The organism is Amycolatopsis sp. NPDC088138 (genome assembly GCF_044741685.1).
Lineage (GTDB): Bacteria > Actinomycetota > Actinomycetes > Mycobacteriales > Pseudonocardiaceae > Amycolatopsis.
Genome location: NZ_JBIUTB010000010.1, coordinates 1 through 26,962 on the forward strand (window position 1 = coordinate 1; position 26,962 = coordinate 26,962).

The 26,962-nt window shown below is 65.7% G+C and carries 27 protein-coding genes and 1 pseudogene; 18 read left to right on the top strand and 10 right to left on the bottom strand.

Annotated features, from left to right (window positions below):
* Positions 1-328: pseudogene (locus tag ACIOD2_RS46465) on the bottom strand (hypothetical protein); the annotation flags it as partial.
* Between the two features lie 279 nt (positions 329-607).
* Between ACIOD2_RS46465 and ACIOD2_RS46470 the strand changes: the two are divergent.
* Positions 608-1,159, top strand: coding sequence for a hypothetical protein (locus tag ACIOD2_RS46470; protein ID WP_400552085.1), 552 nt, complete (start codon positions 608-610; stop codon positions 1,157-1,159).
* Positions 1,160-1,234: 75 nt separating this feature from the next.
* Here ACIOD2_RS46470 and ACIOD2_RS46475 read toward each other — a convergent pair whose 3' ends face one another.
* Positions 1,235-1,540, bottom strand: a complete 306-nt coding sequence (locus ACIOD2_RS46475) for a hypothetical protein (RefSeq protein WP_400552087.1) — start codon at positions 1,538-1,540, stop codon at positions 1,235-1,237.
* A gap of 255 nt (positions 1,541-1,795) precedes the next feature.
* Positions 1,796-2,920 (bottom strand): hypothetical protein, encoded by a 1,125-nt coding sequence (locus ACIOD2_RS46480; protein ID WP_400552089.1) that lies wholly within the window; start codon positions 2,918-2,920, stop codon positions 1,796-1,798.
* A gap of 527 nt (positions 2,921-3,447) precedes the next feature.
* On the opposite strand from ACIOD2_RS46480, the gene ACIOD2_RS46485 reads away from it, so the two are divergent.
* The gene (locus ACIOD2_RS46485) at positions 3,448-4,482 is read left to right on the top strand and encodes a hypothetical protein (protein WP_400552090.1); all 1,035 of its coding nucleotides are present in this window, start codon (positions 3,448-3,450) and stop codon (positions 4,480-4,482) included.
* Here the strand turns inward: ACIOD2_RS46485 and ACIOD2_RS46490 are convergent.
* The 3 genes from ACIOD2_RS46490 to ACIOD2_RS46500 all read right to left on the bottom strand — a co-directional run bounded on the left by ACIOD2_RS46490 (position 4,376) and on the right by ACIOD2_RS46500 (position 6,334).
* Positions 4,376-5,017, bottom strand: a complete 642-nt coding sequence (locus tag ACIOD2_RS46490; protein WP_400552092.1) for a sce7726 family protein — start codon at positions 5,015-5,017, stop codon at positions 4,376-4,378. The two genes, ACIOD2_RS46485 and ACIOD2_RS46490, sit on opposite strands and share 107 nt — an antisense overlap.
* A 721-nt stretch (positions 5,018-5,738) precedes the next feature.
* Complete coding sequence (locus tag ACIOD2_RS46495; protein ID WP_400552093.1) at positions 5,739-6,095, bottom strand: MarR family transcriptional regulator; 357 nt, start codon at positions 6,093-6,095, stop codon at positions 5,739-5,741.
* 2 nt (positions 6,096-6,097) lie between these two features.
* Positions 6,098-6,334, bottom strand: a complete 237-nt coding sequence (locus ACIOD2_RS46500; RefSeq protein ID WP_400552094.1) for a hypothetical protein — start codon at positions 6,332-6,334, stop codon at positions 6,098-6,100.
* A 596-nt stretch (positions 6,335-6,930) separates the two neighbouring features.
* Between ACIOD2_RS46500 and ACIOD2_RS46505 the strand changes: the two genes are divergently transcribed.
* Complete coding sequence (locus ACIOD2_RS46505) at positions 6,931-8,100, top strand: hypothetical protein (protein WP_400552096.1); 1,170 nt, start codon at positions 6,931-6,933, stop codon at positions 8,098-8,100.
* Positions 8,101-8,142: 42 nt separating this feature from the next.
* Complete coding sequence (locus tag ACIOD2_RS46510; protein ID WP_400552097.1) at positions 8,143-8,691, top strand: NUDIX hydrolase; 549 nt, start codon at positions 8,143-8,145, stop codon at positions 8,689-8,691.
* Here ACIOD2_RS46510 and ACIOD2_RS46515 read toward each other — a convergent pair.
* Positions 8,677-9,810: a tetratricopeptide repeat protein gene (locus ACIOD2_RS46515; protein WP_400552099.1), complete on the bottom strand. Its 1,134-nt coding sequence runs from the start codon at positions 9,808-9,810 to the stop codon at positions 8,677-8,679. The genes ACIOD2_RS46510 and ACIOD2_RS46515 overlap by 15 nt on opposite strands.
* 174 nt (positions 9,811-9,984) lie before the next feature.
* Entirely contained in the window at positions 9,985-10,359 is a 375-nt protein-coding gene (locus ACIOD2_RS46520; RefSeq protein ID WP_400552100.1) for a helix-turn-helix domain-containing protein, read from the bottom strand.
* Positions 10,360-10,524: 165 nt separating this feature from the next.
* Here ACIOD2_RS46520 and ACIOD2_RS46525 point away from each other — a divergent pair, with 165 nt between their 5' ends.
* From ACIOD2_RS46525 to ACIOD2_RS46565, 9 genes are all read left to right on the top strand, one after another.
* Positions 10,525-10,719 carry a helix-turn-helix domain-containing protein gene (locus ACIOD2_RS46525; RefSeq protein ID WP_400552101.1) on the top strand — a complete coding sequence of 65 codons (195 nt, stop codon included), beginning with the start codon at positions 10,525-10,527 and terminating at the stop codon, positions 10,717-10,719.
* Positions 10,716-11,048, top strand: a complete 333-nt coding sequence (locus ACIOD2_RS46530) for a WhiB family transcriptional regulator (RefSeq protein WP_400552102.1) — start codon at positions 10,716-10,718, stop codon at positions 11,046-11,048. The genes ACIOD2_RS46525 and ACIOD2_RS46530 overlap by 4 nt, the downstream gene beginning before the upstream one ends.
* Positions 11,045-11,374 (top strand): hypothetical protein, encoded by a 330-nt coding sequence (locus ACIOD2_RS46535; RefSeq protein ID WP_400552103.1) that lies wholly within the window; start codon positions 11,045-11,047, stop codon positions 11,372-11,374. The genes ACIOD2_RS46530 and ACIOD2_RS46535 overlap by 4 nt, the downstream gene beginning before the upstream one ends.
* Positions 11,371-12,096: a hypothetical protein gene (locus ACIOD2_RS46540; RefSeq protein ID WP_400552104.1), complete on the top strand. Its 726-nt coding sequence runs from the start codon at positions 11,371-11,373 to the stop codon at positions 12,094-12,096. The genes ACIOD2_RS46535 and ACIOD2_RS46540 overlap by 4 nt, the downstream gene beginning before the upstream one ends.
* Entirely contained in the window at positions 12,086-14,257 is a 2,172-nt protein-coding gene (locus tag ACIOD2_RS46545) for a cell division protein FtsK (RefSeq protein WP_400552105.1), read from the top strand. The genes ACIOD2_RS46540 and ACIOD2_RS46545 overlap by 11 nt, the downstream gene beginning before the upstream one ends.
* 147 nt (positions 14,258-14,404) lie before the next feature.
* Complete coding sequence (locus tag ACIOD2_RS46550) at positions 14,405-15,259, top strand: recombinase family protein (RefSeq protein ID WP_400552106.1); 855 nt, start codon at positions 14,405-14,407, stop codon at positions 15,257-15,259.
* A gap of 39 nt (positions 15,260-15,298) precedes the next feature.
* Positions 15,299-16,153 (top strand): zinc ribbon domain-containing protein, encoded by an 855-nt coding sequence (locus ACIOD2_RS46555; RefSeq protein ID WP_400552107.1) that lies wholly within the window; start codon positions 15,299-15,301, stop codon positions 16,151-16,153.
* A 609-nt stretch (positions 16,154-16,762) separates the two neighbouring features.
* Positions 16,763-17,092 (top strand): trypco2 family protein, encoded by a 330-nt coding sequence (locus ACIOD2_RS46560; RefSeq protein WP_400552108.1) that lies wholly within the window; start codon positions 16,763-16,765, stop codon positions 17,090-17,092.
* Between the two features lie 14 nt (positions 17,093-17,106).
* Entirely contained in the window at positions 17,107-20,352 is a 3,246-nt protein-coding gene (locus tag ACIOD2_RS46565) for a tetratricopeptide repeat protein (RefSeq protein WP_400552109.1), read from the top strand.
* 436 nt (positions 20,353-20,788) lie between these two features.
* Here the strand turns inward: ACIOD2_RS46565 and ACIOD2_RS46570 are convergent, their stop codons facing one another.
* Complete coding sequence (locus ACIOD2_RS46570; protein ID WP_400552110.1) at positions 20,789-21,094, bottom strand: hypothetical protein; 306 nt, start codon at positions 21,092-21,094, stop codon at positions 20,789-20,791.
* Between the two features lie 301 nt (positions 21,095-21,395).
* Here ACIOD2_RS46570 and ACIOD2_RS46575 point away from each other — a divergent pair, with 301 nt between their 5' ends.
* From ACIOD2_RS46575 to ACIOD2_RS46585, 3 genes are all read left to right on the top strand, one after another.
* A complete protein-coding gene (locus tag ACIOD2_RS46575) occupies positions 21,396-22,688 on the top strand; it encodes a hypothetical protein (RefSeq protein WP_400552111.1) in 1,293 nt (430 codons plus the stop codon).
* A 483-nt stretch (positions 22,689-23,171) separates the two neighbouring features.
* A complete protein-coding gene (locus tag ACIOD2_RS46580; protein WP_400552112.1) occupies positions 23,172-23,471 on the top strand; it encodes a hypothetical protein in 300 nt (99 codons plus the stop codon).
* 1,021 nt (positions 23,472-24,492) lie between these two features.
* Positions 24,493-24,855 (top strand): hypothetical protein, encoded by a 363-nt coding sequence (locus ACIOD2_RS46585; protein WP_400552113.1) that lies wholly within the window; start codon positions 24,493-24,495, stop codon positions 24,853-24,855.
* A 230-nt stretch (positions 24,856-25,085) separates the two neighbouring features.
* Here the strand turns inward: ACIOD2_RS46585 and ACIOD2_RS46590 are convergent, their stop codons facing one another.
* Positions 25,086-25,889, bottom strand: a complete 804-nt coding sequence (locus tag ACIOD2_RS46590; RefSeq protein ID WP_400552114.1) for a BTAD domain-containing putative transcriptional regulator — start codon at positions 25,887-25,889, stop codon at positions 25,086-25,088.
* A 181-nt stretch (positions 25,890-26,070) separates the two neighbouring features.
* Here ACIOD2_RS46590 and ACIOD2_RS46595 point away from each other — a divergent pair, with 181 nt between their 5' ends.
* Positions 26,071-26,454 (top strand): hypothetical protein, encoded by a 384-nt coding sequence (locus ACIOD2_RS46595; protein WP_400552115.1) that lies wholly within the window; start codon positions 26,071-26,073, stop codon positions 26,452-26,454.
* Positions 26,455-26,570: 116 nt separating this feature from the next.
* Positions 26,571-26,768, top strand: a complete 198-nt coding sequence (locus ACIOD2_RS46600; protein ID WP_400552116.1) for a hypothetical protein — start codon at positions 26,571-26,573, stop codon at positions 26,766-26,768.
* The last annotated feature ends 194 nt before the right edge of the window (positions 26,769-26,962 follow it).

The following is a 26,962-nucleotide window of genomic DNA, read 5'->3' on the forward strand; positions in this document are numbered from 1 at the left end:
CGCAGCCTTTGCGGACCGGGGCCGGGAGGGCTACGTAAGGCTTGCGGGGCATGACGAACACCCCGTCCGGACGTCGGCGGATCACGACCGATGTCTGGACGAGGGTGATCAGCAGGCGGTCGCCGGGATTCCAGCCGAGAGCGGCGACAGCACCGCGGTCCTGCAGCCGTCCCCCGCCGTCCATCAGCGCGATCGACAGCCGCGGACCATCCACGGCGCCGAGGTCGCGCAGCGGCGGGAGACCCATCGGGACGGGTGGCAAGGACTCAGCCGGAGACGGCATGGCGATCCGGCCGGGCAGGACCAGGGGTGAGAGGAAGGTGCTCACAACATGCCTCCCCTTCGAGCTGCGCGAAGGGAGGGCGCGTTCATGATCAGCGTAGCCGAGAGGTACTGAGACTGAACGCGAGAAAGACCCGCCGTGGCGGGTCGGTTACTCTGTGGTTTGGGAGATCTCCCACGTATTTGTGTCCGAGGGGCGACCTGCACACTAGCCACCCGTCTATCTCTGCTCTCATGAGGCGACCAGTTCTCAGAACGACACGAACAACTACTGTGCCATCTCACATGCGCCCGCAGACAGCGCCTCGCCGACTAGACTGTCACCATGACTATCTGGCTTGCAATAATAGGAGTCCTAGGCACCCTCGGTGGCGGATGGGGAAGCCAGTTGATTGCCGCCAAACGCGAACTCGCTCGCGAAAAACAAAAGATTGATAGCGCCCGAGAGGATCACTGGAGAGATCAACGACTCGCCGCGTACACAGAATTCATGATCACTCTCGACAAATTCATGGTTGCAACAAATGGCATCTCAGGAATGCTAGAAAGACTGAAGACTCATGACGTTAGATCAGAAATTCGTGCAGAAATTGAGAAGATTTCACAACTTCGCGAAGAGGCCGGGGTTAAAATGGCCGCAATGGAGATCCGCGGAACAATGCCCGTACTCAATGCCGCATCAGTGGCACTCAGCCGACTGGTAAGCCTGCGCCCGAAGACTCAAGATTACTTCCTTGCCATCGCAGACAAGAACTCGACTTCAGAAACTGTCAACCAAGCCGAGCAGGAATTTAACCAAGAACACGACCTATTTAACAAGTCGAGGTATGAAGTAGCCAAAGAAATTCGAAAGGAACTACTACTGAACGAAGAATGAACCTCCCGCCGCAACGCACCCCCGTCATCGAAAGTTCACAACGGACCGCGAGATTGGATGCGATACACTCACCCTCTAGCCCTTACCTTTACTGAATCCGCTCAAAGAATCGGAAACATTGTTAAGCTCAACGTACGCCGAGTACATTCGCGGAAGGCAAAGGAAAAACATCAGAAGAACGTAGCATCCAAGCCCGCAGGCGATTGCGCACCACACGCCAGCCACTTCATCATGCTTCGGACCGACATTCATTCCCAAGACGAGAATTGCCGCATTAACGGCACTAATTAGCGCACCCAAAAGTAGATGGGCGGCACTTTCGTCCAGCATTGCCCTCTCAGGTGAGAATACATCCTCGTCGTGCTTGGTCCACTCAGTCACCTTCATCCTAAGCGTAGACAGATGAGTGAACGCACTTAAGAGTGAGCCGGCCAACAGGGACATCCCTGCCAGCAAACCCGTCGGAGCCGAAATGCGCCAATCAAGAAAGAAAGAGACGAATCCAATTGATACTGACGGGATTAAAAGGAAGAGCCTACTCGGCCAGTCGGCTACGATCGGTTCACCATTTGCCAAGCCTCTAGACAAACCCTTCCAATGCCCCCGAAGAATGGGAATCGGACTAAATCTAGACACTTAAACCGTCTTTCCTAAAGTTGGCCAATCCACATCAATTTTCGCCGCGGTGGCCAAACACCCAAAGGTCACTCGAGCCTGATCGTAAAAAGTCGCATCATCTACTTTTTTCCCATCACTTAGCGGATAGGTAAATATTTCAGACATTCGACTAGGGCTTATGTTCGTTTTACGACCCGCCTCATCCTCCACTTGAACCCAGCCATCATCAAAGTCAAGGTTCTGTACACTCTCACCAAATATCGCCGCTAAGACCTTTGCTCCATCTTTGTCGGTGGACAGCTTCCGAGATTCTTCATTTTCGCTCGACAGGCGCTCAGTGAACCATCCTTTTATGGCTGCAGCAACTTCTTGCGCAACCCCCTCGTCGATCGACGGCGCCTTTAATTTGAATTTTGTTTTCCGCCGCGTTCTGTCCGTCTGGACCTCATGCTTAATCAGCTCGATGGAACCAAACTTTCCCTGCTTGATAATCTCCTGGAGCCGATCGTTATCCATCATAGGCTGAGCGACGGGTTTCCACCATTTTATCGCCTTGGGTCGAGACGTACTCGGCTCGTCGTAGCCCTCGTCATCAGACTCAGCCCCGAGAGCCAACTGCTGAGAACAATAGGCAAGCCAACGCACAAGAAGATCTACCGGACATACTCGACCGATAACCTCCACCACCAACACTCCCACGACGGCATCTTCAGGAAGAACGAGAGCGAAGCGAAATCTCTTCGATGGAGCATGCTCACCCAATTCCCTGTCTTCAGTTCTTCCCGGAACGCCAAGTGCGACCTCATACTCGCTAAATAATCCAGCGAAGACTTCTCCAAAGATAGCTCGCTGCACTCGCGTTGCAGAAATTACCTGGAAGGCTTTTTGCCCCGAAACATTATCGACTTCATCACCAGAAATTTCGTTCTCCTCTTCGGGCGCAGGTGAGTTCCGAAGGGTAGGCCGGCCAATCTGTGTCGACTTCAGCAACTGGAGCAGGTGAATAGCAATGTCCGCGTAGTGCTCGCCTGCACACTCAGACAAATTGACGGGCGAGCGTCCGAATCCATCTCGCAATTCGAACTTGAAGAGCCGATAGCCATAAGTCGCCACGTTACGCTCGATCCCGCTCAGGACGACCACTAGTCACGATCCAGAGGGTTGCGGGTTATGAATCGGCGACCAGTCGACGTCAAAAAGTTTGGAATGACGTCCCGGCAAGCTATGACCACAGCCAGACCTTGGAGAAGGACCGCTAACGAATCGTTTCCACTCCGTTGCTCGCTCAGCGTGCACGGATGGTGACGTCACGCTCCCTCCTAAATGTAGAACATACGTTCGATTATGCTGCTCTATGCGCTCTCGCGATAGGGCCAAATGGGTGGTTGACTGAAGCTCCAATGCTCACCTCGCCAGACCCGGCGCTGGTCACACTTGAGATCGCCCTGCAACGTCGAGCGTTGTTGCCACCAAGGCGACCATGCAGGTGACACTCAACCCGTAGGTCCGCAGGCCAGCCGCCGGCTCTGAAGCGCGATGACAGTTTGGGGGCAGGCCCTGCCACCCCGCCACGATCACGTTTCGGATACGCCCGCGAGCGGCCGTAACACCGCTGCGGCGATTGACGACCTTGATCCCGATGATCACCGTCTAGCGAGGGGGTCCGAGTCGTGGTTGCACCGGCCAGCAGTCCGACCACAGCGGCATATGTTGCGGTTCTGAAAGCCAAGCAAGGAGAGCTTCTTGCTGTTCAGTCGACTCCTCCGGACAGCTTCATTCCGCTACTCGAAATCGCCGACCCCGGCAAGGCAGCCGGACTGGGGCGTGCGTGGCCACACAGCGCACATGTGGCTTGGCTCCAACCTGTCAATCTCGACGGCCTGGCAGGAAATGATTGGGCCGTCCTTGTACGAACCATGTTCGATGAACTGCGAGCCACTGGCGCGATCGTGGTGCCAGTCGTTACTTTAGACGAAGCATCCGAACTCCATCTCGCGATTCGCGATACAGTACGAGCAGACGGACGTGGCTTAGTCGTACGCGTCGACTGTGCGGATGCCCTCGAAGAGCCCCCGGCCGACCTACTGGTCAACGTGGACGCCACCTTGACAGCGTGCGGGGTTCAGCCGGCGGATTGCGACCTAGTGCTCGACGCTGGTCTCGTTGACGGCGCTGCCGCAGTGCAAGCTGGGGCTGCCGGGGCCGCACTCGACGCTCTCCCTCATATGCCAGCTTGGCGCAATGTCGTGGTGACATTCTCCGCGTTCCCAGCGAACGTTTCCACTCACGTGCAGCCGTCAAGTGTCGTATCTATCCCCCGCATCGACGCAGCTGCCTTCAACCATCTCGCAACACGCTGGACTCAAAGATCCTTAATATTCGGCGATTATGCAGTAGGGGTGCCGACCTATGCGGACGTGAAGTGGAGTCCGATCCCAAATATTCGATATGCGGTGCAAGATAAATGGATCGTCCATCGGGCGATGACTAAGCGCAACCCGAGCCCTCAGTACATCCAACTCGCGAGAGACGTGTCCAACGCTTCTTACTTTTCCGGCCCAGCTTTCAGCCCCGGAGATAGCTATATCTACGACGTCGCTAACGGAGCCGACGGGCCAGGAAACGCGGGATCTTACCTGAAGGCCGCAATGTCTCGCCACTTCCACGTGGTACTGGATTCTCTCGCCAACCGCGGCGCGCCCTGATCTTGTCTCGCACCTCGCCGCGCAGCTGGTCGATTTCAAGAGACTGAGCCAGTCGCTCCCAGATGGCATCTCTAGGCTTCGTGCGCACCCCGTAGTCTTTTCCATGGTGAGCGAGAATATCGAGCGCCTCGTTGCGCCATAACAATTGCACGAGCGAATTTACCTGAATGTTCGGGTTCATCCGGGCCTTTCGCCGCTGACTTAGAACAATCGAGCCCGAAGCTTCTTTAGCTACCATGATCCCCCACCACGCCGGCAGCATCGTCCGCGCGCGCACGAGATGAACGTCCGCAACGACCAGAAACGCATAGTCCAAGACCCGGCCGTAGATCTCAACTTGGTTGGGGAGGCGATCTAGTCGGTCGCTTGCACTCTTAAGCTCGTATCCGGTCAGCGATCCGTTGACTACAGCGACGTCTACCCGCGCTTCCCCGCAAAGCCCCAACTCGTCAACCAGCAAAGTCTGATCGAAGTGCTCTGCGTGCTCGTCAAGCAGCCGCGCCCGGAGGGCGGTCCGCACGTCGTAGTCACGCATGCGCCCTACCGTACAGTGACTGCCCACGCTAACGAACGCGCCCAAGCCGGACGACTTCAGACATCGGCGTGCGCCGTCAACGTGTCGGTTCGCGACGCCACGTCAGGAGGCGGATGGCCATCTGACCGTCACAACGACCGAATCCGCCAGCGCCTCCCAAGAGTGGTCAACCCCAGGCGCCCACATCATGTACTCGCCCTGCCCTCTCAAGTTCGAACTGCCTCCCGTGACATCTACGCGAAACTGACCAGACACCAGAATCACAAGCGTGGTGTGCTGGTCCCCTGATGTCCACTCAGGTCGCTTTTCACCTGCAGGATGGTGAGCCCACTTCACTTCGACGTGTCCTGTGGCCCGGATGCCATGCGACGGGCTGATGAAGTGCCCTACCAGCCAGCCACGAGTATCAGCTGAGTCGTCGTACGCGTTGCCGGTTACCCAACCGCGTCTCACGAGCTCGTCGCTCACTGTTACCTCCTGCAGTCCCATGCAACGACAACAGCCGTAGCCGCCCGGCCCGCTGCAGCTGCTGACGGGTGAGATTGGCCGTCACATGCCGTCCCTGGTGCCAGTCACGCTGTCTCGCATGGCGTGACGGCTCGAAAGGTCGACCGACCTGCGAAAACCATACTTGTGACGGCTGTGGCTGCTTCCGCGCCGCTCGTCACGACTGATCATATGAGCCTCTGCAAGCTGGCGTTCGAAACGCCGCTCGTGCCCGTCACAGCTCAGCGTCGCCGCGGGGGCGGCGCGTAGTTGGGAGGAGTTTGACAGCGGCGAACGTGACCCGGCTCAGCGCGCCGACGTGCTCTGCGAACCTATCCCCGCCGAGGGACGTCAAGCGGAGTTTCTTAAGGTCCCCCTGCGTGCGGGCCTCCAGGTATCCCGCCGCGAGCAGGCACTCGACGTGCGTCACGAAGGATCGTTCGCCGAGCTGCAGAGCGCTCCGAACAGCGATGTCGTCGCTCCACTCCCCGTCGGCGAGTAGGCATGCAATGAACAGGCGGACTGGCATGAGCAGCAGCGGATCGAGTTCCTTCTGAAACGTCGGCAGAACGGCACGTACGGGTGGCGTCACGACTAGGCCGCCGGGAGTTCGCTGGTGGGGCGCGGTGAGCGCTGGAGGCAGATCAAGCACGGCATGCCGAGCGGGCGTTCCAGCAGCTCCAGTTCGCCGGGGCCGAACGTGGCGTCGCAGTACGCGGTCATGCGCTCCGGCATGACGGCATCGGCCGGCAGCGGGAACAGGTGGACCACGCGGCGAGTCTCGCCCACCGTGCCGGACAGCGGACGCGCGATGATCAGCCTGGTCGTCATCGTTCGCTCCGCAGTTCGTAGCGTCCGGCGAGGACGGGCGCGATCGGGGCGCTACCCGCCCCCGCCGGAGTCTGGGACCCGCGAGCGCGAGAAGTGCGGGCGCTGTGCGGGTGGGCCTGTTCAGGCACGTTGACCTGCGGGACGTGCTGGAAGAGGCGACGCCAGCGTGATGGCTTGCGGTGCCGCGGTGGGTGAAGGCGCTGTTCGACGACAGGGAGTGTGGTCCGAGCTGCTAGAAACGCGCGGCAGCGGACGCACGGCCGGCCGGGCGCGACGAGCATCGACGTTGGCAGCACGACGTGCCCGCACAGCCCCTCGTATCGGCCGAGCGCGGCGCGCCAGCCTCGGGAGAACTCCTCGTCGGTCACCGCGTGGTCGCGGCCGTCGATGTCGCTCCTGTGCCAGCTCACGTACAGTCCAGCGGCCCTCCCCTGCCCTACTACGTCGCTCATGAGCCCCTCCGCTACCTACCGGCTGACCAGCCACTACGGGCTGTAAGATCTGAAATCAGCCTGACTTGCGCGCTCATATAGGCGCCAGGTCACGCGGACGACATAGCGAGGACATGTCGCTGGCGGCTCGTCGAGAGGGCAGAGATGGCAGCTGGGGGCGGGACCGACGACCTGCCGCGCACCGTTCTGGAGCTGAAGCTCCGAGAGCGGAGTCAGACCCTCGCCGAGTTCGTCGAGGATGCCGAGCGCTTCGCGCGTACGTTCGGCGAGCCCGGCACGCTCAGCGTGCGGCACCTGCAGCGCCTGATCTCGGGACGCAAGCCCGACGGGGCTCCGGTCGGACGTCCGCGGCCGGCCACCGCCCGTCTGCTCGAACGGATGCTTGGCCTCCCGATTGACGACCTGCTGTCGTCACCTAACGTCGTCCGCGGGCCGGTCGAGGCGGCTGAAGAGGAGTTGCGGCAGCGGCTCAGCGCTGCCCGCCGCGTGAACGCCGACGTCCTGGCCTTGCTTCAGAACCAGTTGACTGCGGTGCGCCGTCTTGACCGGCAGCTGGGTGCCTCGACGGCGCACGAGGAGGTGTCCACCAAGGTCCGGCAGATCACGCGCCTGCGCTCGCACAGCCTGACTCCGGGGGTTCGGAGCCAGCTCGGAGCCCTACTCGCCGAGTTCGGCACGCTCGCCGGCTGGCAGCAGCTCGACATGGGGTTCGTCGGCGACTCCTGGCAGTTCTACGAGCGAGCCAAAGCGGCCGCCCACGAGTCCGGTGACGCGGCGTTTGAGGTGCACACGGCCGCCGAACAAGCTTTCGTGCTGATCGACGTCGAGGAGACAGCATCAGCCGTCGAGCTGCTGCAGGCCACCGAGCGGCGGGCCCAGCGCGTCGCGGGCCGCCTGCTGAGGTCGTGGCTCGCTGCCGCACACGGCGAAGCCCTCGCAGCGGACGGGCATCGCTCGGCGAGCATGCGTGCCTTCGACCGCGCCGCGGGGTTGTTGCCAGCCGATGTGTCCGCGGTGGACGGTCCTTACGTCGTCCTCGATCCAGTCCATCTGGCGCGCTGGCGTGGACACGCGCTCGCCCGCGTCGGCGAGACGGACGCCGTTGACGTGCTCTCCACGGCGTTGAGCCGTCTCGATCCGACGTTCACCCGCGCGGAGACGGGTTTGCGAGTGGACCTGGCGACGGCGTTCTTTGCGATGGGTGAGCGCGTTGAGGGACACGCGCACGCTCAGCGTGCTCGGACTTTGGCCGTCGAAATAGGTTCTGTCCGGCAGCAACGTCGGATCGCTCGGCTGATCGGGCCGGCGAACTGAAGGGCGGTACGAGCGGGAGCCGCCAGCCCGTAGGCTCGCGGCGTGGCTGACGAACATGGGTCGTGGAAGACGTTCGGTGAGCGGCTGGTCTACGACAACAAGTGGGTCAAGGTCGGGCTGACCGACGTCGAGGCGCCGAACGGCGAACGCTGGGACTACCACGTAGTGCACCTGGCCAGGATCGCCATAGCGCTGATCGTGAACGACCAGGATGAGGCGCTGATGCTGTGGCGCTACCGCTTCGCTACCGAGCAGTGGGGTTACGAGCTGCTGGGCGGCATGGTCGACAACGGCGACGACTCCGCCAGCACCGCCGCTCGTGAGGCGGCCGAGGAGTCCGGCTGGCAGCCCGTGGGCGAGCCCGAGCACCTGGTGAGCTTCGAGCCGCTTCCCGGCCAGGTCACCGCCCCGGTCGACGTGTACCTGTGGCGTCAGGCCGAGCACATCGGCGACCCGACCGACACCGAAGAGGTCGGCCGGGTTGAGTGGGTGCCGCTGTCTCGGGTCAACGAGCTTGCGCAACGTCAGGAACTGCTCGGCTCCGGCACGCTGGTATCGCTGCTCTACTACCTCAACTCACGCCGGGCGTGAGCCGGGCAGTACGAGCCGTTCGAGGCGGCGGCGCAATCGCACGGAACCAACCTGGGAGATGACCCGCCGGGCCTGCAGCGCGTAGGTCCTGGCTGCCTCCCGGTCGCTGGCTGCGCTGTACGCGAGGGCAAGATCCACGTACACCGCGGCGCCGGCCCGGACGAACGACGTCGACCCAATGCTGCCGACCACGCGCTCGAGGTGCTCGATCGCTTCCGGCGCGCCGAGGTGGACCAGGGCATTGCCGCGCCAACGGTCGAGGTGGCTGCCGCCGAGGAAGACGAACGGCAGCTCGGGGTGCACAACCTCGTTCGGCAGGAACGTGTCGGCTTCGTCGAACGATCGAAGAGCGTCGTCCCGATTGCCGGCGATCGCGTGGCCCTCCCCTTCGGCGGCCGCGAGCCAAGCTCGCAGTAGCTCCGGGGCTCGTTCGCCGATCGAGCGAGCTTCCCCGAACAGCGCGAGCGCGTCGTCAAGGTTGCCCACGTCGATGAGGACGAATGCCTGTTCGGCGGTGGCGTGGGCGAGCAGAGCGGCCGAGCCCGACTCCAGCGCGGCGTACTTCGCACGTTCGTAGTGCGTCCACGCCTGGTCGAGGGCGCCTATGTCGAGCGAGTTCCAGCCTGCCAGCGTCGAGGCTTCGACCAGCACGCTGGCCAGTGGTGCCCGGTCTCGACGCAAGATCGTGTGTCTGAGCAGGCCCTCTACCTCGGTGATCTGTCCGCGGAGCCGTTCGAGTCGCGCTGCCGAGCCGAACCGGCGGTCAGCGTGGCGGACGCTGATAACTTCCTCGCGGAACAGCTCGATCGTCTGCTCGTCGACCCGGCGGGCGATGATCAGCCGCTCGGCGAGTTCGTCGCCGGACGGGCCGGCGAAGTCGCCGGATGGGAACCCGAGGTCGTCATCGGTGCGGCCGTAGATCTCGCGCAGGACCGCGCGCATTGGCGGCTCGGGCATCACGTGCCCGTTCTCCCACCGCGAGATGTCCGTCTTCCGGCTCGCCACCGAACGCTCCGGCAATCCGTGCGCCGCTGCGCGCGCGTTGATTGCTCGTGCGAGCTTTTCCTGGCTCCAGCCGAGCGCATTGCGCGCCGCCTGCAAAGCGGTTGTCGACGTCATGACGGCGCCGCCAAATATGCGCTTTGACCTGCGTAAATAACAAGAGATAACACAGAGCTTGTCATCCGCTGCCAGCTGCCGGCCCGCGCGGAAATGCCGTTTCTTAGTGGCATGACACACGACGAGAAACACCGGTGGGCTGCCGAGTCGGCCGCCCACCACAAAGGACTCGCGCTAGTCGCGGGACTTCCCATCGCGGCGAAGCAGCTCAGTGAGATCGGCCAGTTGCTCGGTGATCGACGTCAGCCGCTGTTCGATCGCGGCGAGGCGTGCCGATACAGCGTCTTCCATGTTCTCGCGCGGCTGCCCCAGGGTCGGCGGGATGCGGCCGTGCAGCACGGCGAGCAGGTGTTGCGGGTGCAGGCCGAGCGCCACGGCCAGTGCTTCGAGCGTCCGGTCGCTGCGCTTGCGCTCGACGGTGTGGTTCTGGATCTCGCGGACGATCGCCTGGGAGACCTGCGAGCGCTCGGCCAGCTCGCGTTGCTTCCATCCGAGCTCGTTCACGCGCTCGTTGATGGCCTTCGCGACCGCCGCCCAGTCTTCCGACACCTATTCCTCCGTGGTCCGCCTCGGCGCCGACATTAGCGCTTACTGGATTCGACGGCGCCGAGATCCACACCGCGTCGCGCATTCGGACCGTTCCCGTGCTTTCATACGACTAAATCAGCTCTTTTTTAACGCTTAAATCAGCGTTTAGACTTTAAGGACCTCCCAATGCAGAAGAAAATGCCCAACGCCGGTGGTCCGGCGTTCTACTCGCCGGCCGAAGCTGCCTGGCTTCTCGGCGCCGACCTCAACTCGATCCATCGCGCCATCCGAGTCGGCGCGCTGCGTGCAGTGCGGCGCCGCTCCCGGCTCGTCATCCCGGCCGCCGAGCTGCGGCGGGCGCTCGGCGGTGGTGCACGATGAGCGATTACGACTACGCGGCGATCGCTGCCCGGCTCGACCGGTACGCCGCTGTGCCTGACGACGTGCTGACGAACGTAGTGGCCAGGGATGGCCTGTGCTTCTGGGCGTTCGAGCGGGCCGAGCTGCCGGAACTGACGGGGGACGATCCGCCGGACAGGGAGCTGGCTGCACGGCTCTGTGCCGGCTGCCCGGTGATCGATGAGTGCCTTGAACTCGACCTGCGTACCGCCGGGCCGGACACGCTGGGCGTGTGGGGCGCCCTGCCGGACACCGCCCGGCGTGTCCTCCACCCCGCCTGGGTGCGCCGGCGGGGAGGTGAGGCGCGATGACGCTCACTCTCTCGCCTACTCAGGTTCTTGCGGGCGCGGCGGTGCTGTTTGCCCTGTTCACGGTATGGCGGTTCGGCGCACGCAAGGCGCGCCGCGCTGCCGAGACCGCACGAGCCGGCGCCCGCGTGGTTTCGCTCGCCGGTCGGGTGCTGTTCACCGGCTCGGCATTCGTCGGCATTCAGTGGCTCGTGATCACGCACCCGGGGAACCCGACACTGCTGCTCGTGGTGCTCGGGGCGCCGGACCTGGTCGCGGCCTTCGTCCTGACGCGCGCTCTCACCGTGACGTCTCTGGACACGACGCGCCGGGGCGGTGGTCGCCGATGAGCGAGCAACTCCCCCGCGCTCAGCAGCTCGCTAAGGACGCCGCTGAAGCGGCTGACGTCCGGCGCTGGCGAACCCACCCGGACGTGGTCGCGCTGCAAGTCGAGCGAATTCGGACTCAGGTCGACCGGCTGTGCTGGGCCGGGATCGTCCTCGGCCTGGCGTTCACGACGGCCAACGTGCAGTGGTTCGCTGCTGCCGGAGCTACCTTCGGGTCGCTGCCCTGGCTGACGGCATGGCTACTGGACCCGACCGTCTGCCTGGTGCTGCTCGCGATCCTGCGGGCCGAACAGGTGACCGCCCGGTACCAGGTCCACACCGGACCGTGGGTCCGAGCGGCGAAGTGGCTCACGCTGGCGGCTACGTACGTCATGAACACCTGGTCGTCGTGGACGGCCGGATCGCCGGCCGGCGTGGTTCTGCACTCCGTGCCGCCGATGGTCGTGTTCGTCGCGGCCGAGGCTGTCACCGACCTGCGCGACAAGCTCACCGACGCCGTGCAGGCCGCACACGTGAACACCACGAACGTTCATGAACTGCCAGCGCCTGCTCGTGAACGACCTGCCCGACGGTTGTTTGCCGACTACCTCGCCGAAGCGCGCCAAGCATGGACGCCCGACGTGAAGGTGACGCCGGCATGGGTTCGGGAGGTCACCGGGTGCTCACGCGGGTTGTCGTCTCGGCTGGCCACCGCGCTTGCGGATGAGGTGCGCCATGACCGCTGAATCGGATGCCGCCGTGAACAGCAGTGCCACGCTCGCTCGGGTGGCTTCGGGGGACGTCGAGCACGTCGGCCCGGTGCTCGACGGCGAACTGATCGACGACACCTTGCCTCAGCCGCGTGCCCGGACTGTCCGACGTCGGTTCGCTCGGTGGTGGAAGCACTCGCCGCGCGTGCCCCTGTGGCTCAAGAGCAAGCCGCAAGCGATCCAGGCTGCGAAGGATGCCGTGGTCTGGGTGGTCAAGTCACCGGTCCGGTACGTCGGCGCAGTGGTGCGCGGGGTCGTGGTCGGAGTCCGGTCCTGGCGCGGTTGGGTTAAGGTGAACGACTACCGGACGGCAGCCGAGGAGTCGGAGAAGCTTGCCGACAAGTTCACGGAGATCCGTGAACTCACCTTGTTCCGCTGGAAAGTCACCGGCGCCATGGTCGCTGTCGCGGCGTTGATGGTCGCGGTGGTGAATCTGCTGTACGGCGCCGATCCGCTGTGGATCGGCGGGGCTGCCGCGTCGTTAGCGCTCGCGGTCCTGGGCCGCCGCAAGGACGGCAGTCCGGGACGGAAGCCCGCACTTGCCGGTCCGCGCACGCTCACGTGGACGATGGACCTGCAGGTCCTCGTGGACGCGTTCCGAGACGCGAAGCTCATCGGGAAGGATGAGACTCTCCGCTTGGTCGAGCGAGCGACGCGCGTCGGCGACGGGTGGGCTGTCACGACGGACCTGCCGGCCACGCGCAAGGCTGCGGACGTCGTGAAGAACCGGGATGCGCTCGCGTCGGCACTGGCGGTCGACGAAGTTCAGCTCATCGTCGAGCGCGTCCGCGGCAACGGCGGGCACGCCGGACGGATCTCGATGTGGGTAGCCGATGAGGACCCGTACGTTCGGCCGCCGCTCCAGACGCCGCTGCTCGGCGTGACGCACTGGGACGCGTGGCGGGCAGTCCCGTTCGGCCGCGACGCACGAGACCGACGGATCGACCTTCCACTCGTGTGGACGTCGTTGCTGATCGGCGCGATCCCCAGACAGGGTAAGACATTCGCTGCTCGGCTGGCGGCAAGCGGGCTCATCTTGGACGCGTGGGTGCGGCTCTACGTGGCGGACTTCAAGGCAGGAAAGGACTGGATCGCGGCCGCGCAGGTTGCACACCGCTTCATGGCGGGTGACGAACCCGAGCACGTCCTGGCGCTCGTCGACTGGCTGGTCGAACTGGTCGCCGAGGTCCAGGGCCGATACCGACGGATGCGAGACCTCGACGACATCGTGTGCCCGGAGTCGAAGGTGACGCCGGAGATGTCGCGGGACAAGGCCCTGAACATGCCGATCACGGCGATCTTCATCGACGAGGTTCAGGTACCGCTCGAAGACCGTACGCCCGTTGACGTACAAGGAAAGAAGCTTGCGGCGGGCGAGTACGTCGGCGAACTTCTGACGTGGCTGGCGAAGAAAGGGCCGGCGGCCGGGATCGTGCTTGTCCTGGCCACGCAACGGCCGGACTCGAAGACCATCCCGTCCGGGCTCCGCGCGGTGCTCGGGTCGCGGTTCGCGCTCCGGGTGATGGACTGGCGTGACTCCAACATCGTGCTCGGCGAGCAGATGAACACCCGCGGGTTCGACTCTTCGCGGCTGCTGGCGTCACACAAGGGCGTCGGGGTCCTTCGGCCGGACGGCGACACTGCGGCCGGGGCCGACGTGCTGGCCATGACGGTCCGGACGTACTACATGCCGAACGAGGACTGGCAGACCATCTGCCAGCAGGGGCGCGCTCTGCGCGAGGCCGCGGGGACGCTCACCGGGCACGCGGCCGGCCAGGACACCATGCCGACCCTCGACCATGCGGCCGTCGCGCACGCTCTCGGCGCCGGTACGGCCGCGCCGCTGGCCGAGTTGCCCGAACCGCTCGCCTCGCTCGTCACCTACCTGGGTGACGACCTCGGCCCCGACGGTCGCGACTTCGTGCCGACGGCCGAGCTGCTGGAGGCGTTGGACGCCGACCGGCGGACGTTCTCCCAGCAGATGAGCGAGGTGGGGTGCCGGCCAACGCGTGATCGCGTGACCAGCGAAGACGGCGAGACGCGGCAGGTGCGCGGCTACCTGACCGCTGATATCCGCCGAGCGGTCGAGCGTGCCCGCGCTGGCGGCGAATCGACCGGGGCCGGTGACCCGTCATGAGTGCACGAGTGGAAGGTCGGCCTTATCGGGTTATCCTACCTGCGGAATTGCCGCAGCTGACGCCTGCGGCTGCGCGCGCCTTGCTGGCCGCACTGATCGAACTGACCGAGGTGCCGGTTCTCGACGAACCGGCGAGGGAGGCGACCGATGCCCGCTGAAATCAGCGACCCATGGTCGAAATTAGACGAAATCCTCGGGCTAGAGGTGGCCGAGCCCGTAGATGAAGGGATCGGGGCCTTGGCCGTCTACGGGCGGTGCTCGACGGAGGACAACCAAGACCCGGAGACCTCGCGAGGCTGGCAGTTCGGGAACGCGCGGAAGTTCGTCGAGCCGCTGGGTGGCCGGATCGTGGCGGAGTACTTCGATATCGGGCAGTCTCGTTCGGTGCCGTGGGACCGGCGTACCGAGGCATCGCAGTTGCTCGCCCAGCTGAAGAATCCTCGACGCGGATGGGATGCCTTGGTCGTCAGCGAAGGCACGCGGTGCTGGTTCGGGAATCAATTCTCGCTCATCGCGCCGCGGTTCGCTGCCTACGGCGTGGACCTGTGGGTGCCGGAGTTGGGCGGAAAGTTCGACCCGCGGAACCCGTCGCACAAGATGCTGATGAGCGTGCTCGGCGGCATGAGCGAGTCGGAGCGGCAGCACGTTCAGGCTCGCGTGCGGGCCGCGATGGACGCGCAGGTAGTCAATGAGGGACGACACCAGGGCGGCCGGGCGCCGTTCGGGTATGTCGTCGTGGACGGCGGACCGCACCCGAACCCGAGGAAGGCAGCAGAGGGATTCCGGTTACGCCTGCTCGCTCTCGACGAGTCGGCCGCCGAGGTCGTGCGTCGCATCTTCGCCGAATACCTCGCCGGCAATGGAGACCGGGCTATTGCGAACGGGCTGAACCGCGACGGCATCCCCTGCCCGTCGGCACGACGGCCGGACCAGAACCGGCACCGACTTGCCGATGGCTGGCAAGGCAGCACAGTGCGGTCGATTCTGGAGAATCCGCGCTAGACCGGCTTCGCGTTCTTCGGGCGGTGGGCGCGGCAGGAAATGCTGCTTGATCCTGACGACGTCGCGGCCGGAAACGTCGTCCGTTTCCGTCGCGCCAAGCCGGACAAGGTAGTCCGCTCCCGCAAGCCCGCGCATCCCGAGATCGTGTCTGTCCAGGACTTCACGCAAACGCAGTTGATGCGGCGAGCCAAAGCGGCGGGTGGTCTGCGGACCGCGCGAAAGACCGAGCGCGCCGGCCGGACGGTCAAGCACGCGTACCTGTTCCGTGGACTTGTTCGGTGCGCCGCCTGCGGACGGAAGATGGAAGGCAGTCCAAGAAAGCACGGCATGTACTACCGCTGCCCGGCCCGGACGCTCACGCCCGGCTCGCCAGCCTTGCTCACGCATCCGCCGACGATTTACCTCAAAGAAGAGCCACTGCGGGACGCCCTGAACGAGTGGATCGGCGGCCTGTTCGACCGGCAGAACATCGCGCGGACCGTCGAACAACTGGTTCAGGCTCAACCGACACCGCGGGCAGCGGACGACGGGCCCGCACGGAAGCAACTGGAGGACGCGGAAGCCAGGCTGCAGCGGTTCCAGAACGCCATCTCCGCGGGCGTGGACCCATCAGCGGTCGTCGAGGGGATCAACCGGGCGCAGGCCGATCGGGCGGCCGCTCAGGCGGAACTGATGAGCGCTGGCGAGCCTGCGGGACTCGGCGAGGCAGAGGTCTACGCGATGATCGACTCACTCGGCAACGTCAGCGCCGCACTGGCCGACGGTCAGCCGGGCCGGCTGGCGCAGCTCTACCGGGACTTGCGGCTTGATCTGCGGTTCGACCACGAAAAAGAGGCTGTCGACGTGACGGCCTCTCCGCGGGTGAATAATGCGTGTGTCCGAGGGGGGACTTGAACCCCCACGCGTGGGAGATCTCCCAAGTTTAGGGAGATCATGCTGATATCGTAGCTCAGAGTTACCGCTGCCGCACGTGCCATCGATGTGCGGTTCTCGCCCTGCCCGCGATCCACCCGTACATGCAGGTCATGGACGCCGGGACGCCGACGCATTCGCGCACGATGACCGATGCCGTCATCCAACTCCGGGCCGACACGATGATGCTGCAGATAGCCACGGCGCTCGCCTGCGCCGGCGCCGACCTGCTCGCCGATTCGGCCAGCGTCCACCGCCGATCGACGGCCGCTCCGCGGTCTCGTACACCGTCGCCCCGGTCAGGTCCGGCTCCGCCGCCACGCGCGCTCCACATCCATCGTTCGGCCCAACGACCTCACCGCGCAGTCAGCCACGCGCAGCACGTTCTACCACGCATCTCCGCACCCCGCGGCGGGGCGCTCAACTGCGGTTACCAGCGTCACGCGCTGGTGCAGTGCACGTATTCGAATGTGCGATATTCGCCGAAGACAGGCCAGCCCGGCGGGCGTAGCCATCCCGCACGACGGTCTCTGCGGCGTTTCTCCGGCGGGGCGTGTTGCAAGTCGTATGGGAGCTGCGACTGTGGTGGGTATGGAGATTGAGTTGGCGGACGCGGTGGCCTCGGTCCGAGACGAGCTGATGGCCGCGGCGACGCGGGGAGCCGGCAGCGACGTCGAATTCGTGGTCGGCCCGATTGAGCTGGAGTTCGCGGTAGAGATGCGCCGGGACGCCAAGGTGAAGGCCGGGTTCAAGGCGTGGCTTGTCTCCGCCGACGCCGAAGGCGGGCTGGCGCAGGGCCGCACGCACAAGGTCAAGCTGACCCTGACCCCGCAGAAGGCCGGTGGCGGGGATTTGCTGGTGGCAGGTGAGAAGGCCCGGCCGGCCGGGCCGGGCGCGGTGTCCGGGCCTGTCGACCGCTGAGGGGTGCTGCGCAGGTGTGGGAGCGGGTCACCGCGGTCACCGGCCCGGGTGGCCCGGGATCGGGCTACGAGGTCGCACCGAGGCTGGTGTTGACCTCGGCACACGTCGTGGCCGAAGTGGGGGCGTCGGTGTCGGTGTTTCACCCGGGACGGCCAGGTGAGTTCACGGCGACGGTTCTCTGGTGCGGTACCCCCGGCGGAGAAGACGACGCGGCGTTGGTCGCGGTCGAGGACGATGCCTGGGAGACCGCGCCTGGCCAGGCCGGGTGGGGCCGCGCGGTCACTCACCAAGCGAGCATGGCCTGCGAGAGCTGGGGCGTGCCGAACCTCGTGCAACGGCCGGATCGTCCGATCGATGTGGTGCAGGCGAGCGGGACCCTCAACCCCGGCGACCGGACCGTCGGCCGTCGCTACGTGGCCCGCCTGGACGGATTCCCGCCCGAGGGCGACTCGCCTTGGGGCGGGATGTCCGGGGCGGCGCTGCTGAGCGAGGGCCTAGTCATCGGCGTCATCGCGACCGAGCCGGCCGGCCGCGCGCACGCGGTGCTGGAGGCGGTGCCGGTGTCGCTGTTGCTGCGCCACCCGGAATTTGCCGCCGCCGTCGCCGCACACACCGGGGCCGTCGCGACGCGGTGTGAGGCGGTCGAATTGCGCCGGCTGGCCGACGCACAGGCGAAAGCGCCCGACGGTCGGGTGGTGCCGTCGCCGGCGGGACTCCTGCCCGCACGGCGGGCGGTCGTTCCCTTCCACGGCCGCACCGGCCTACTCACCGACCTCACCACGTGGGCGCACGAGCCCGAGCTGGGTGTCTGGCTGCTGCACGGCCGAGGCGGGCAGGGCAAAACCCGGCTGGCGCACCACTTCGGCGAACAGCTCGCCGACCAGGGCTGGGCGACGGTGTGGCTGGACCCGCGAGCGGGTGCGGCCGAGCTGGCGCTGTTGGCGGAGGTCCGGGTGCCATTGCTGGTGGTGCTGGACTACGCCGAGGGCCGGACCGCCCAGATCGCCGACATCGCCGATCTGCCCACCCAGCGCGCCGGTGCGGCCCCGGTGAAGCTGCTGCTGCTCGCCCGGACCGCGGGCGCCTGGTGGACCGACACGCTGCCCACGGCTAGCGACGCTGTGCAGGACCTGGCCCAAACCGCCCGGGTCGCAGCGCTGCCGGTGCTGGACGACACGAGCCAGGACCGCCTTGACAGCTACCGGACGGCGGTGCAGGCCTTCGCCGCCGCCCTCATCCGCGTCCCTGGCTACGAGAACGAGCCCTGGGCTGCGGCGGCGGCCGACGTGACCGAGCGAGCAGCGCCGGAGGCCGGGGGGCAAACGGTGCTGGCCGTGCAGATGACCGCATTGGCCGACCTGCTCGACAACACCATGGCAACGTCGTCCGCGGGTGACTCGCCCGAGGATCGGTTGCTCCAGCACGAACGCCGGCACTGGGCGGCCAGCGCCGGGGACCTGGATTTGAGCCCGTCGGCGCAAAAGGACGTGGTCGCGGCCACGGCACTGCTCAGCCCCACAACGGCCCAGGAGCTGGACTCGGTCGTGGGGCTTGTTCCGGCCGTGGCCGAGCTTTCCCTCGACCGCCGGGACAGTGTGCGGGCGTGGCTGCTGCATCTCTATCCGGGCACCGAACCCGACACCTTCGCCGGGCTGGCACCGGACCGGCTCGCGGAACGCCTGATCGGCCGACTGCTCGCGGACACCACACGCGCCAGCGTCGTCGAGGCCATCGCTGCTGGGGTCGACGAAGCAGACGCGGAACGGCTGCTGATGGTGTCGGCCCGGGCTGCGGCGCACACGGTCGTTCAGCCCCAGGCAGGCGATGTCCTGACGTCACTGTGCGTACGGCATTCTGGGCTGCTGGTTGCGGCAGTCCGGGTCGTGCCCAGCATCGAGCAGGCCGCCCCGCTGCTGCGCGCCCTCGGACAGGCAGCCACCTCGACCTCCACCAGCACCACTCTGTTGCTCAGGCTCAGAGACGCGCTACCGGATCAGACGAACGTCCTCGCCGACACCGCGGCTGACATCACCGAGACGATCGTCGCGCGGCAGCGGCAAGCCCTCATCGATGATCCCTCTCTCAGTGACGCCGACCTCGCCACGAGTCTCATCCACCGCGCAATTAGGCTCTTCGCCCTCGGCCAGTACGACGAGGGTCTGCCCGTGATCACCGAAGCGGTCGACGTCTGCCGCCGGCTGGCCGAGCAACGCCCCGACGCCTATTTACTCAATCTCGCAGGGAGTCTCAACAATCGCGCAAGCATGCTCGGCGCCCTTGGCCGACACGAAGACGGCCTGGCCGCGACCACCGAAGCCATCGACATCTTCCGCCGGCTCGCCGAGCAACGCCCCGACACCTACCTGCCCAATCTCGCCATGAGTCTTAACAACCGCGCAAACATGCTCGGCGCCCTTGGCCGACACGAAGACGGCCTGGCCGCGACCACCGAAGCCGTCGCCATCCGACGCCGGCTCGCCGAGCAACGTCCCGACACCCACCTGCCCAGCCTCGCCTTGAGCCTCAACAACCACGCAGTGCGACTCGACGAGCTCGGCCGGCACGAAGACGGCTTGGCCGCGATCACCGAAGCCGTCGCCATCCGACGCCGGCTCGCCGAGCAACGTCCCGACACCTACCTGCCCAGCCTCGCCATGAGCCTCAGCAATCGCGCAAACTTGCTCGGCGCCCTTGGCCGACACGAAGACGGCCTGGCCGCGACCACCGAAGCCGTCGCCATCCGACGCCAGTTCGCCGAGCAACGTCCCGACACCTACCTGCCCGACCTCGCCATGTGCCTCAACAACCACGCAGTGCTGCTCGGCGCCCTTGGCCGGCACGAAGACGGCCTGGCCGCGACCACTGAAACCATCGACATATTCCGCCGGCTCGCCGAGCAACGCCTCGACACCTATATGCCCTACCTCGCCATGAGCCTCAACAACCACGCAATTAGGCTCTTCGCCCTCGGCCAGTACGACGAGGGTCTGCCCGTGATCACCGAAGTCGTCGCCATCCGACGCCGGCTCGCCGAGCAACGTCCCGACACCTACTTGCCCGACCTCGCCATGAGCCTCAACTATCGCGCAAACTTGCTCGGCGCCCTTGGCCGGCACGAAGACGGCCTGGCCGCGATCACCGAAGCCGTCGCTATCTACCGACAGCTAGCCAAGGAGCGGCCGGCGGTGCACGACGCGTCTTTGGAGCAGTCGCTACGTGTGCTCAAGTGGCTCCAACGAAGTCTCGAAGAGCCCTCGTAGGCGGCACCGCAGACGCTCAAGTCGCTTGCTTTCAAGGCATCGACGAACAGCGGGGTAGATCCAGGGAAGTCGGGTCGCCGTCACCGGCGAAGCCGGGAATGAAGCCCTGGTCGCGTTCGAGCGGTACCGGGGCCAGCGCGATGTTCGCCGTCTTCCACGCGGTGCTAGGAGCCCGTGGTCGTTGTCCGACCGCTCGGCGGGGAGCGCAGATGAGCGAAGAACGCCTCGACCTCAACGGCAGTCCACCGCCACCGCCACGGGCGCCCCCTCGGTCTTCGCCGAAAGCCGGCGGGTCAGCACCAGCCGGTTGCGGATCGTGTCTGACGTGGGCACGGCATCCGTTGCTGCCGATACCATCCAGCCAGCATCACCTCGAACAAAGACGACTCCGGGGCGGCGAACGACAGGCCGCCGCCCAGTTCTCAGTCGCATAGCATCACCCGAGTGCCCGTCTGCCGCCACGATGAAGCAGCACGATCCCGCCAGCGATGTCGCTGGCCGAGCTGCCCAGCTCGTCGGCGATCGCGACGATCGCCTGCGCCAGCTCGCGGGCGTGCTCGCGCAGCTGCTGCTCCTGCTCGGCGTCGGCGGTGCGCTCGGTCGCCCACAGGCAGTTGTCGTGCCGGGTCCGCAGCCATGCCAGTCGGGTCATCACCTCGGTGCGATCGGCGCGGCCGAGTGACCGAAGCCACTGGTCCAGCAGCAGGTCCCGGGCATCCACGAGTTCGCCCTCGTCGCTCAATCCCGCAGCGTTCCATTCCCCGCCGCGACCAGCAATCACCCCATGGGCGGCCCGTGACGCATTTCGGTGCGCGCGCCGGATCATTTGATGGTCGCAACGACCGCCACTGACCTCGACTGCGGCCGGACGGATACGACTGGTCTAACAGTCCAACGTCCGTTTCTGCCAATGACAGTGTGGGGCCTCGACGCAGCCGACCTCAGCGGCTGACCGGCGCCGCCAGTCAGCATCCTGTTCCGCAGTCCCTCGCCGAGCCGACGGAAATCTGAGAAGATCCCGCCAACGGTGTCCAGGGGGGACGATGACGCGAACGACCTTGCCCGTACTCGCCGGTGTGGATCTGGGAACGGAGTTCCGCTCACTGGTCGACGCGATCGCCGTGGTGGTGCCGCCGCTGAACGGCCGGATCATGGTGCTGCTCGATGATCTGCCGGACTCCTCCGCACGCCTGGATCTGGTGCGGCTGGCCGTGATCGTGATGCTGGAGCGGAAGGCCGAGAGCGTCGCGACACTGCCGGTCACTGCCTGCTACTGGAACCAGATCGGCACCGAGTGGCTGATCTCGCGGGCAGAGCCTGCTCACGGGTTCACGTTCCGCAACGGCAAAGAGCATCCGCGCGAGCGCACGGTGACCTTGGCCGACGGCGACGACGGGTTCGTGCACGTAACGGTGAACGGCGAGCGGGTCGAGGTTTCCCCGCCGTCCGAACAGGAGTGCCGTCGGTTGCTGGGATCCGAGGTGCGGGGCACGACGCTGCGGTTCCCGATCTTCCCGAGCTCGGGCCCCTCGATGCTCGCGCGCGGAGACGGACCGCGCGAGCTGGTGCTGTGGCGGTGCGGCACGCCGACAGTCAAGTTCCGACTGCCGGGCCCAGTGCTCGCCGCGATCCACGTGTCCGAATCGCACTACGAATCGCTGATCACGTTGATCGAGGTCGACCAGGAACTGGTGGTGCACGTCGAAGGCAGCCAGGACCTCGACGTGCGCAAGCTCCATGTGCCGATCGACTTCCACGTCGCCGAAGAGACTGAACACAACCTGTCGCCGCTGTACCTCGACATGGACGAGCCGTGGCGATTCGGCGTCTACTTCCACCGCGCGGGCGTGTGGTGGTACCTGCAGTGGTCCGCCGGCGACCACATCACGCTCGAGCGGTCGAACGCGGTCGTGCACCAGGCCGGTCGCTGGCCCTTCCACACCAACACCGACGGCGCCGGCCACACGCTGCTCGGGGCCGACTATTGGTACGCAGCCCCGCACGGACCCACCTGGAAGGCGTGGCACCACGACCGGCACGACGCGTTCATTGCCGTCCCGCCGGGCGAGGACGTGCTGGGTTTGGCTAATATCGGTGATCACCCTGCGCTGTTGACCCGTGAAGGCGCCACCGTCCGGGCGCGGACGCCGGACGACGTGCGCACGGTCGTCGAGTTCGCCGGACCGGTCGTGCGTCACCACGAGCTGCCGTGGGTCGCGGTGCAGCGCTCGGCACACCTGATCGAGATTCTGGACATCGCGTCCGGAACTGTCCTGCACCGCGTCGGAACCGAGGGCGAGGCCACCGGCAGATCAGGCCGGCCACACCTCGACTGAAAGTCCGTTGGCGGATCCACCGCGGACCGATCACAGCGACCGCACACGAATCCCGCCGCGATACACCAACGTCAGCTGTAGCAGCTCAGACCAATTCCCAGCGACCAGATGCCAGACAGATCTACGGTCTGGACGCTCCACAGGTGCTGGAACTCGGCCATGTGATGGAACACAACGGCGACAACGTGTTCGGTGCAGGCGAAATCGGGCGGAGTGACCCCCATGGTTCCGATTCAAGCGCCGGGCGCTTGCGGAACTGCCATTTGGCGGATCGATCTGCTGAGGCCGAACTCGACACCAGCAGCCCATGGCTACCGTCGCGGGCGAACGCGGCCGACGAGACTGAATCTCCGTCCACGCGAAGGAGTCCACCGGCGAGATCGTTCACCTCAGGCCTCACCGATTCCAGGCGTAGTCTCGGTGTGTCAGAATCAAGGCACCCGAACGCAACCGCGCCGAAGGGCCCACAGGGAGGAACGGAACGTGAGCATCGACACGCAGGCCGAAACGCCAGCCGGACTGCGCGAGCTAGCCGAGCGACTGCTGGACCGAGACGACGTCGCGGTCGATGCAGCTGCACTGCAGACGACCCTGCACGAGACAGAAGACGCCGACCTCGCAGAAGTTCTGACCGAAGAACTGCTGCGCGGCCGCCGCGCACTGCTTGCCGCACTGGTCGCTGCCCTGCGTCACGACGCCGGCGGAGCCGAGGGCACCTACGACGTCGGTTCATTCCTCGACGCAGCCGAGTGGATGGCGGGCGCCCTGGAGCGAGCAGCCTGAGAAAGCCTGCCACCCCTGGCGTGGACGCAACCGGACGTAAGGCTTGAACATTTGGCTGTTCAAAGGGCATTTCGCCGTTCGTCCCTTGCCATGCCGGCATGATGTCAACTCGTCCGGTTCCTATTGCACAAAACATGTCCAGCGGCATCAGCGTCCCTTCACGGTTTATGCAGATGACCAGCGGCAGCAGTCGCGTAAATCGTTATACGGTCACTCGACGTCGAGCACGAGCATCGCCACCACAACCACACCGGTTACGCAGAGCGACAAGGACTGGTACTTAAGGTTAGAAGCGCTGACCGCGACAGGTGCGTCGATGGAGCCAGTTGCTACTCGGCGTGCTCGGCGTCGCGCTGCTCGCCTGCTCGGGCCTGGTGTGGTGGTCAGCCGAGCAGGCACTCAGTCCTGCCCCGGAGATCCGGTCGTCGATGCGGGGCGGGCTCGTACGGTGCGGGTATCGGCCGGGTCTGAGCAGCTGCGATCCTCCTGCCCTATCAAGCGCGACGATCCTGGTAGTCGTCGCGTCGGCGATCATCGGCGCCGGACTGGTGGCCGTAGCACTTGTCAGCGCTCTACGGCGGGCGCCGGGCGTAGGTCAGACGCCGGGCGAGGGCTGGATCAGCCAGCCTTCGGCCCCCTCCGCGAAGGGCGCCTTCTCGAGTTCTGCGGGCTCAACCCGCCGACCGGAGTGCATGCAGGAACATCATCAGTTCACCTACCCACTCTCCGACACATCATCGAGCGGATGCTCGACGAGCAGGAGCTCGGAGTGTTCCCTCGGCTGCAGCACGAGGCACGACAGGGGGGCGTGCTTAAGGAGACCTGTCTCAGCCTCGTGACAGCGCCAGCAACGTGCCGCCTCTTCGGTCGAGCGTCGGTGAACAGACCGGCTACGCCCTCCCGCCGATACAGCTATCGATCACCGGGCACATTCTTCCCACCTTGGTCAAGAACAGGACAGTTCTCCCCGATAGCGAGTCGCTATCAGACGACACCCGCTCCTTTAAGCGAAGATGAGCAGATGCCGCCCTACACCTTGGCCAAGGCGTTCGAGGATGTGACGGTAGCCGTGCTCGAGTCCCACGAACCGCTCGGTTACGAGCGTCGGGTGCGGGCGGCACGGTTGCTGTGCACATTCGTCCGCGCCGCCTGCGCGGCCGGGCTGCCCGACGACCTCGACGAATGGCCTCCTCCGACCCATCCGGCCACCTGGATCGTGACAGCAATGCGCCATGCTGACGAGCCGCCAACCAACCAAGACATCGATCCGGCGAACAACGAAAACACCGAACTTCCCAACGCCGACCGCCTCGCCGAGTACGACGCGGCACTCCAGGCCAGCCCGACCTTCGACGAGTTCGACCCACTGATTCGACGCGCCTAACGTACGAAGACGACGTACCGGCAGCACTCACCCCGCAGCCGTCACCGACGGCGGCGTCCGGCTGGCGTCGCATGATGCCCGACCCCAGCCGGACGGGGTACCCACCCAGCCCGAGGTCTTCTCGGGCGCGGTGATCATGCCTCACCAGCCGCTGGTGAACGACGCTCCGCAAAGGCGCTGGTGCAGGCTGAGGCTGCAGCATCGCGCTTCGCGGACCCGGCTACGCCAGATCAGAGCAGAGCGGAGTACACCCGTTGCAGTTCGGGGCTCGGATCGGTTCCGAGTTCCTCGACGAGCCGCCGGCGGATCACCTCGTACCGGCGCACCGCCTCCGCCCGGCGGCCACAGCGGTCCAGCACCACGAGGTGCCGCACCCACAGAGACTCGCGAAGGGGGTAGCGAGCGGTCAGCACCTCCAACTCGGCCGTCAGCGACCCGTGCGCGCCCTCGAGGATCCTGAGGTCGATCCGCCGTTCCCGGGCGCACAGATACGCCTCGAGCAACCGCGGCCGCTCGCTCTGCCCCAGCCATCGGGAGTTCACGCCCTCGAACGGCTCACCGCGCCACAACGACAAAGCGCCGTCGAGCTGCGACTCTTCCCTATCGGTATCCGCGGCCGCGGTCTCTAGCCGGCGCAGAAACCGCAGCGCGTCGACGTCGTCGGGAGCGATGTCCAGCCGCAGGCCCGCCGGGTGCGTCTCGATGAAGCGAGCACCGAGCGCGCTGCGGAGCCGGGACACGTAGGTCTGCAGGCTGCGGCGAGGATCCACGGGCAAGTGGTCGCCCCACACGATCTCCGTCAGGCGCTGCAGTGGCACGGTCCGGCCGGCGGACATCGCCAGTCCCGCGAGCAAGGCGCGAAGCCGCCCCGCGGTCAGTGTGACGGTCCGCCCCCGGACTCGTACGGTGAGCGGCCCGAGCACATCCACGGCGAGTGGCGGCACGGCGCTTTCGCAGTCCTGCAAAAGCCCGGGCCACGGGCAATCGAACTCGGCTGGGTGAATGGTCGACGCTTCCCCTTGCGTACTCGTCACTCCTTCACCGTCCCACCGCGGGGGTCACAGGACAACGGTTCACCCACAGAGTCCCCTGGTGGGCTCAGCAGTATTCCCACACTGCGGTGAAGCCGTTCTGAAGCAGGCTTCACCCATCCTGGGTGTCGACTGGGGCTCGAGGAATCAGGGGTCGCAGCAACTGCCGAGGGAAGGACCTCCCATGTCAAGGATGCTCAACCGCGCGCCGAGAGCTGCCGTGATCGGTGTCGTGCTCTGCTTGGCGGGGGCCGGGACGGCTTCCGCGAGCGCGCAGGCGCGTGACGGCTACCCATGCCAGCAGTGGCACTTCTGCGGGTGGGACACCACCGGCCCCAACCCGACGGGGTTCCTCGTCGACATATCCGGCACCATCCCGTGCGGAATCACCATCGAGCTGCCGTCGGGTGTGCGGAACAGGCTCGGTTCGATCAACAACATGACGAGCGGGACCTGGGAGCTCAAGGACGGGTCCACGGTGAGGTTCACGGCGAACGAGACCTCGTGGGGAAACCTCCCGGCGGGCGCGCAGAACAACGTCGACAACCTGCGGTTCATCTGCACCTGACCCGGTGAACCGGCGGGCGTGCCGGTGCGCCCGCCGGTTCACGCTGCCGGTCGCTCAGGGATTTCAGCTCGCTCGAGCGGCTTTCGCACAAGATCGGTGACGCGGCGCCCGCGAGGGTGGCGGCCGCGCATAGAGACAGCGGTGTCGTCGCCGCCAGCGACGACACCGCGCGAGCGTGGGAGCTCGCCACCGGCGAAGAGGTCGCCGTCTTCGACTTTCGCGGGACCGGCGCCGCGGCGTTCGGGTCTGACGGGGAGCTCATCGTCTCGGCTGGCTGGGACCTCATCGTGTTCGACCGCATCACCAGGCCCTGACTCCGATCTGTAGAGGCGCAGCCAGCTGTACAAAAGCTAGTCCGATGTCAGCAAGGTCATTTCGCCGACGGCAACGTAGCCCCGTTTCAGGTTGACCCCGGAGCCGAACTCGGCGCCGCGCTTCGCCCGCTCCGGTGGTCACCACGAGGGCTCGACTGCCGAGCAGCTGGACGACGCCACCAGGGAATTCGCCG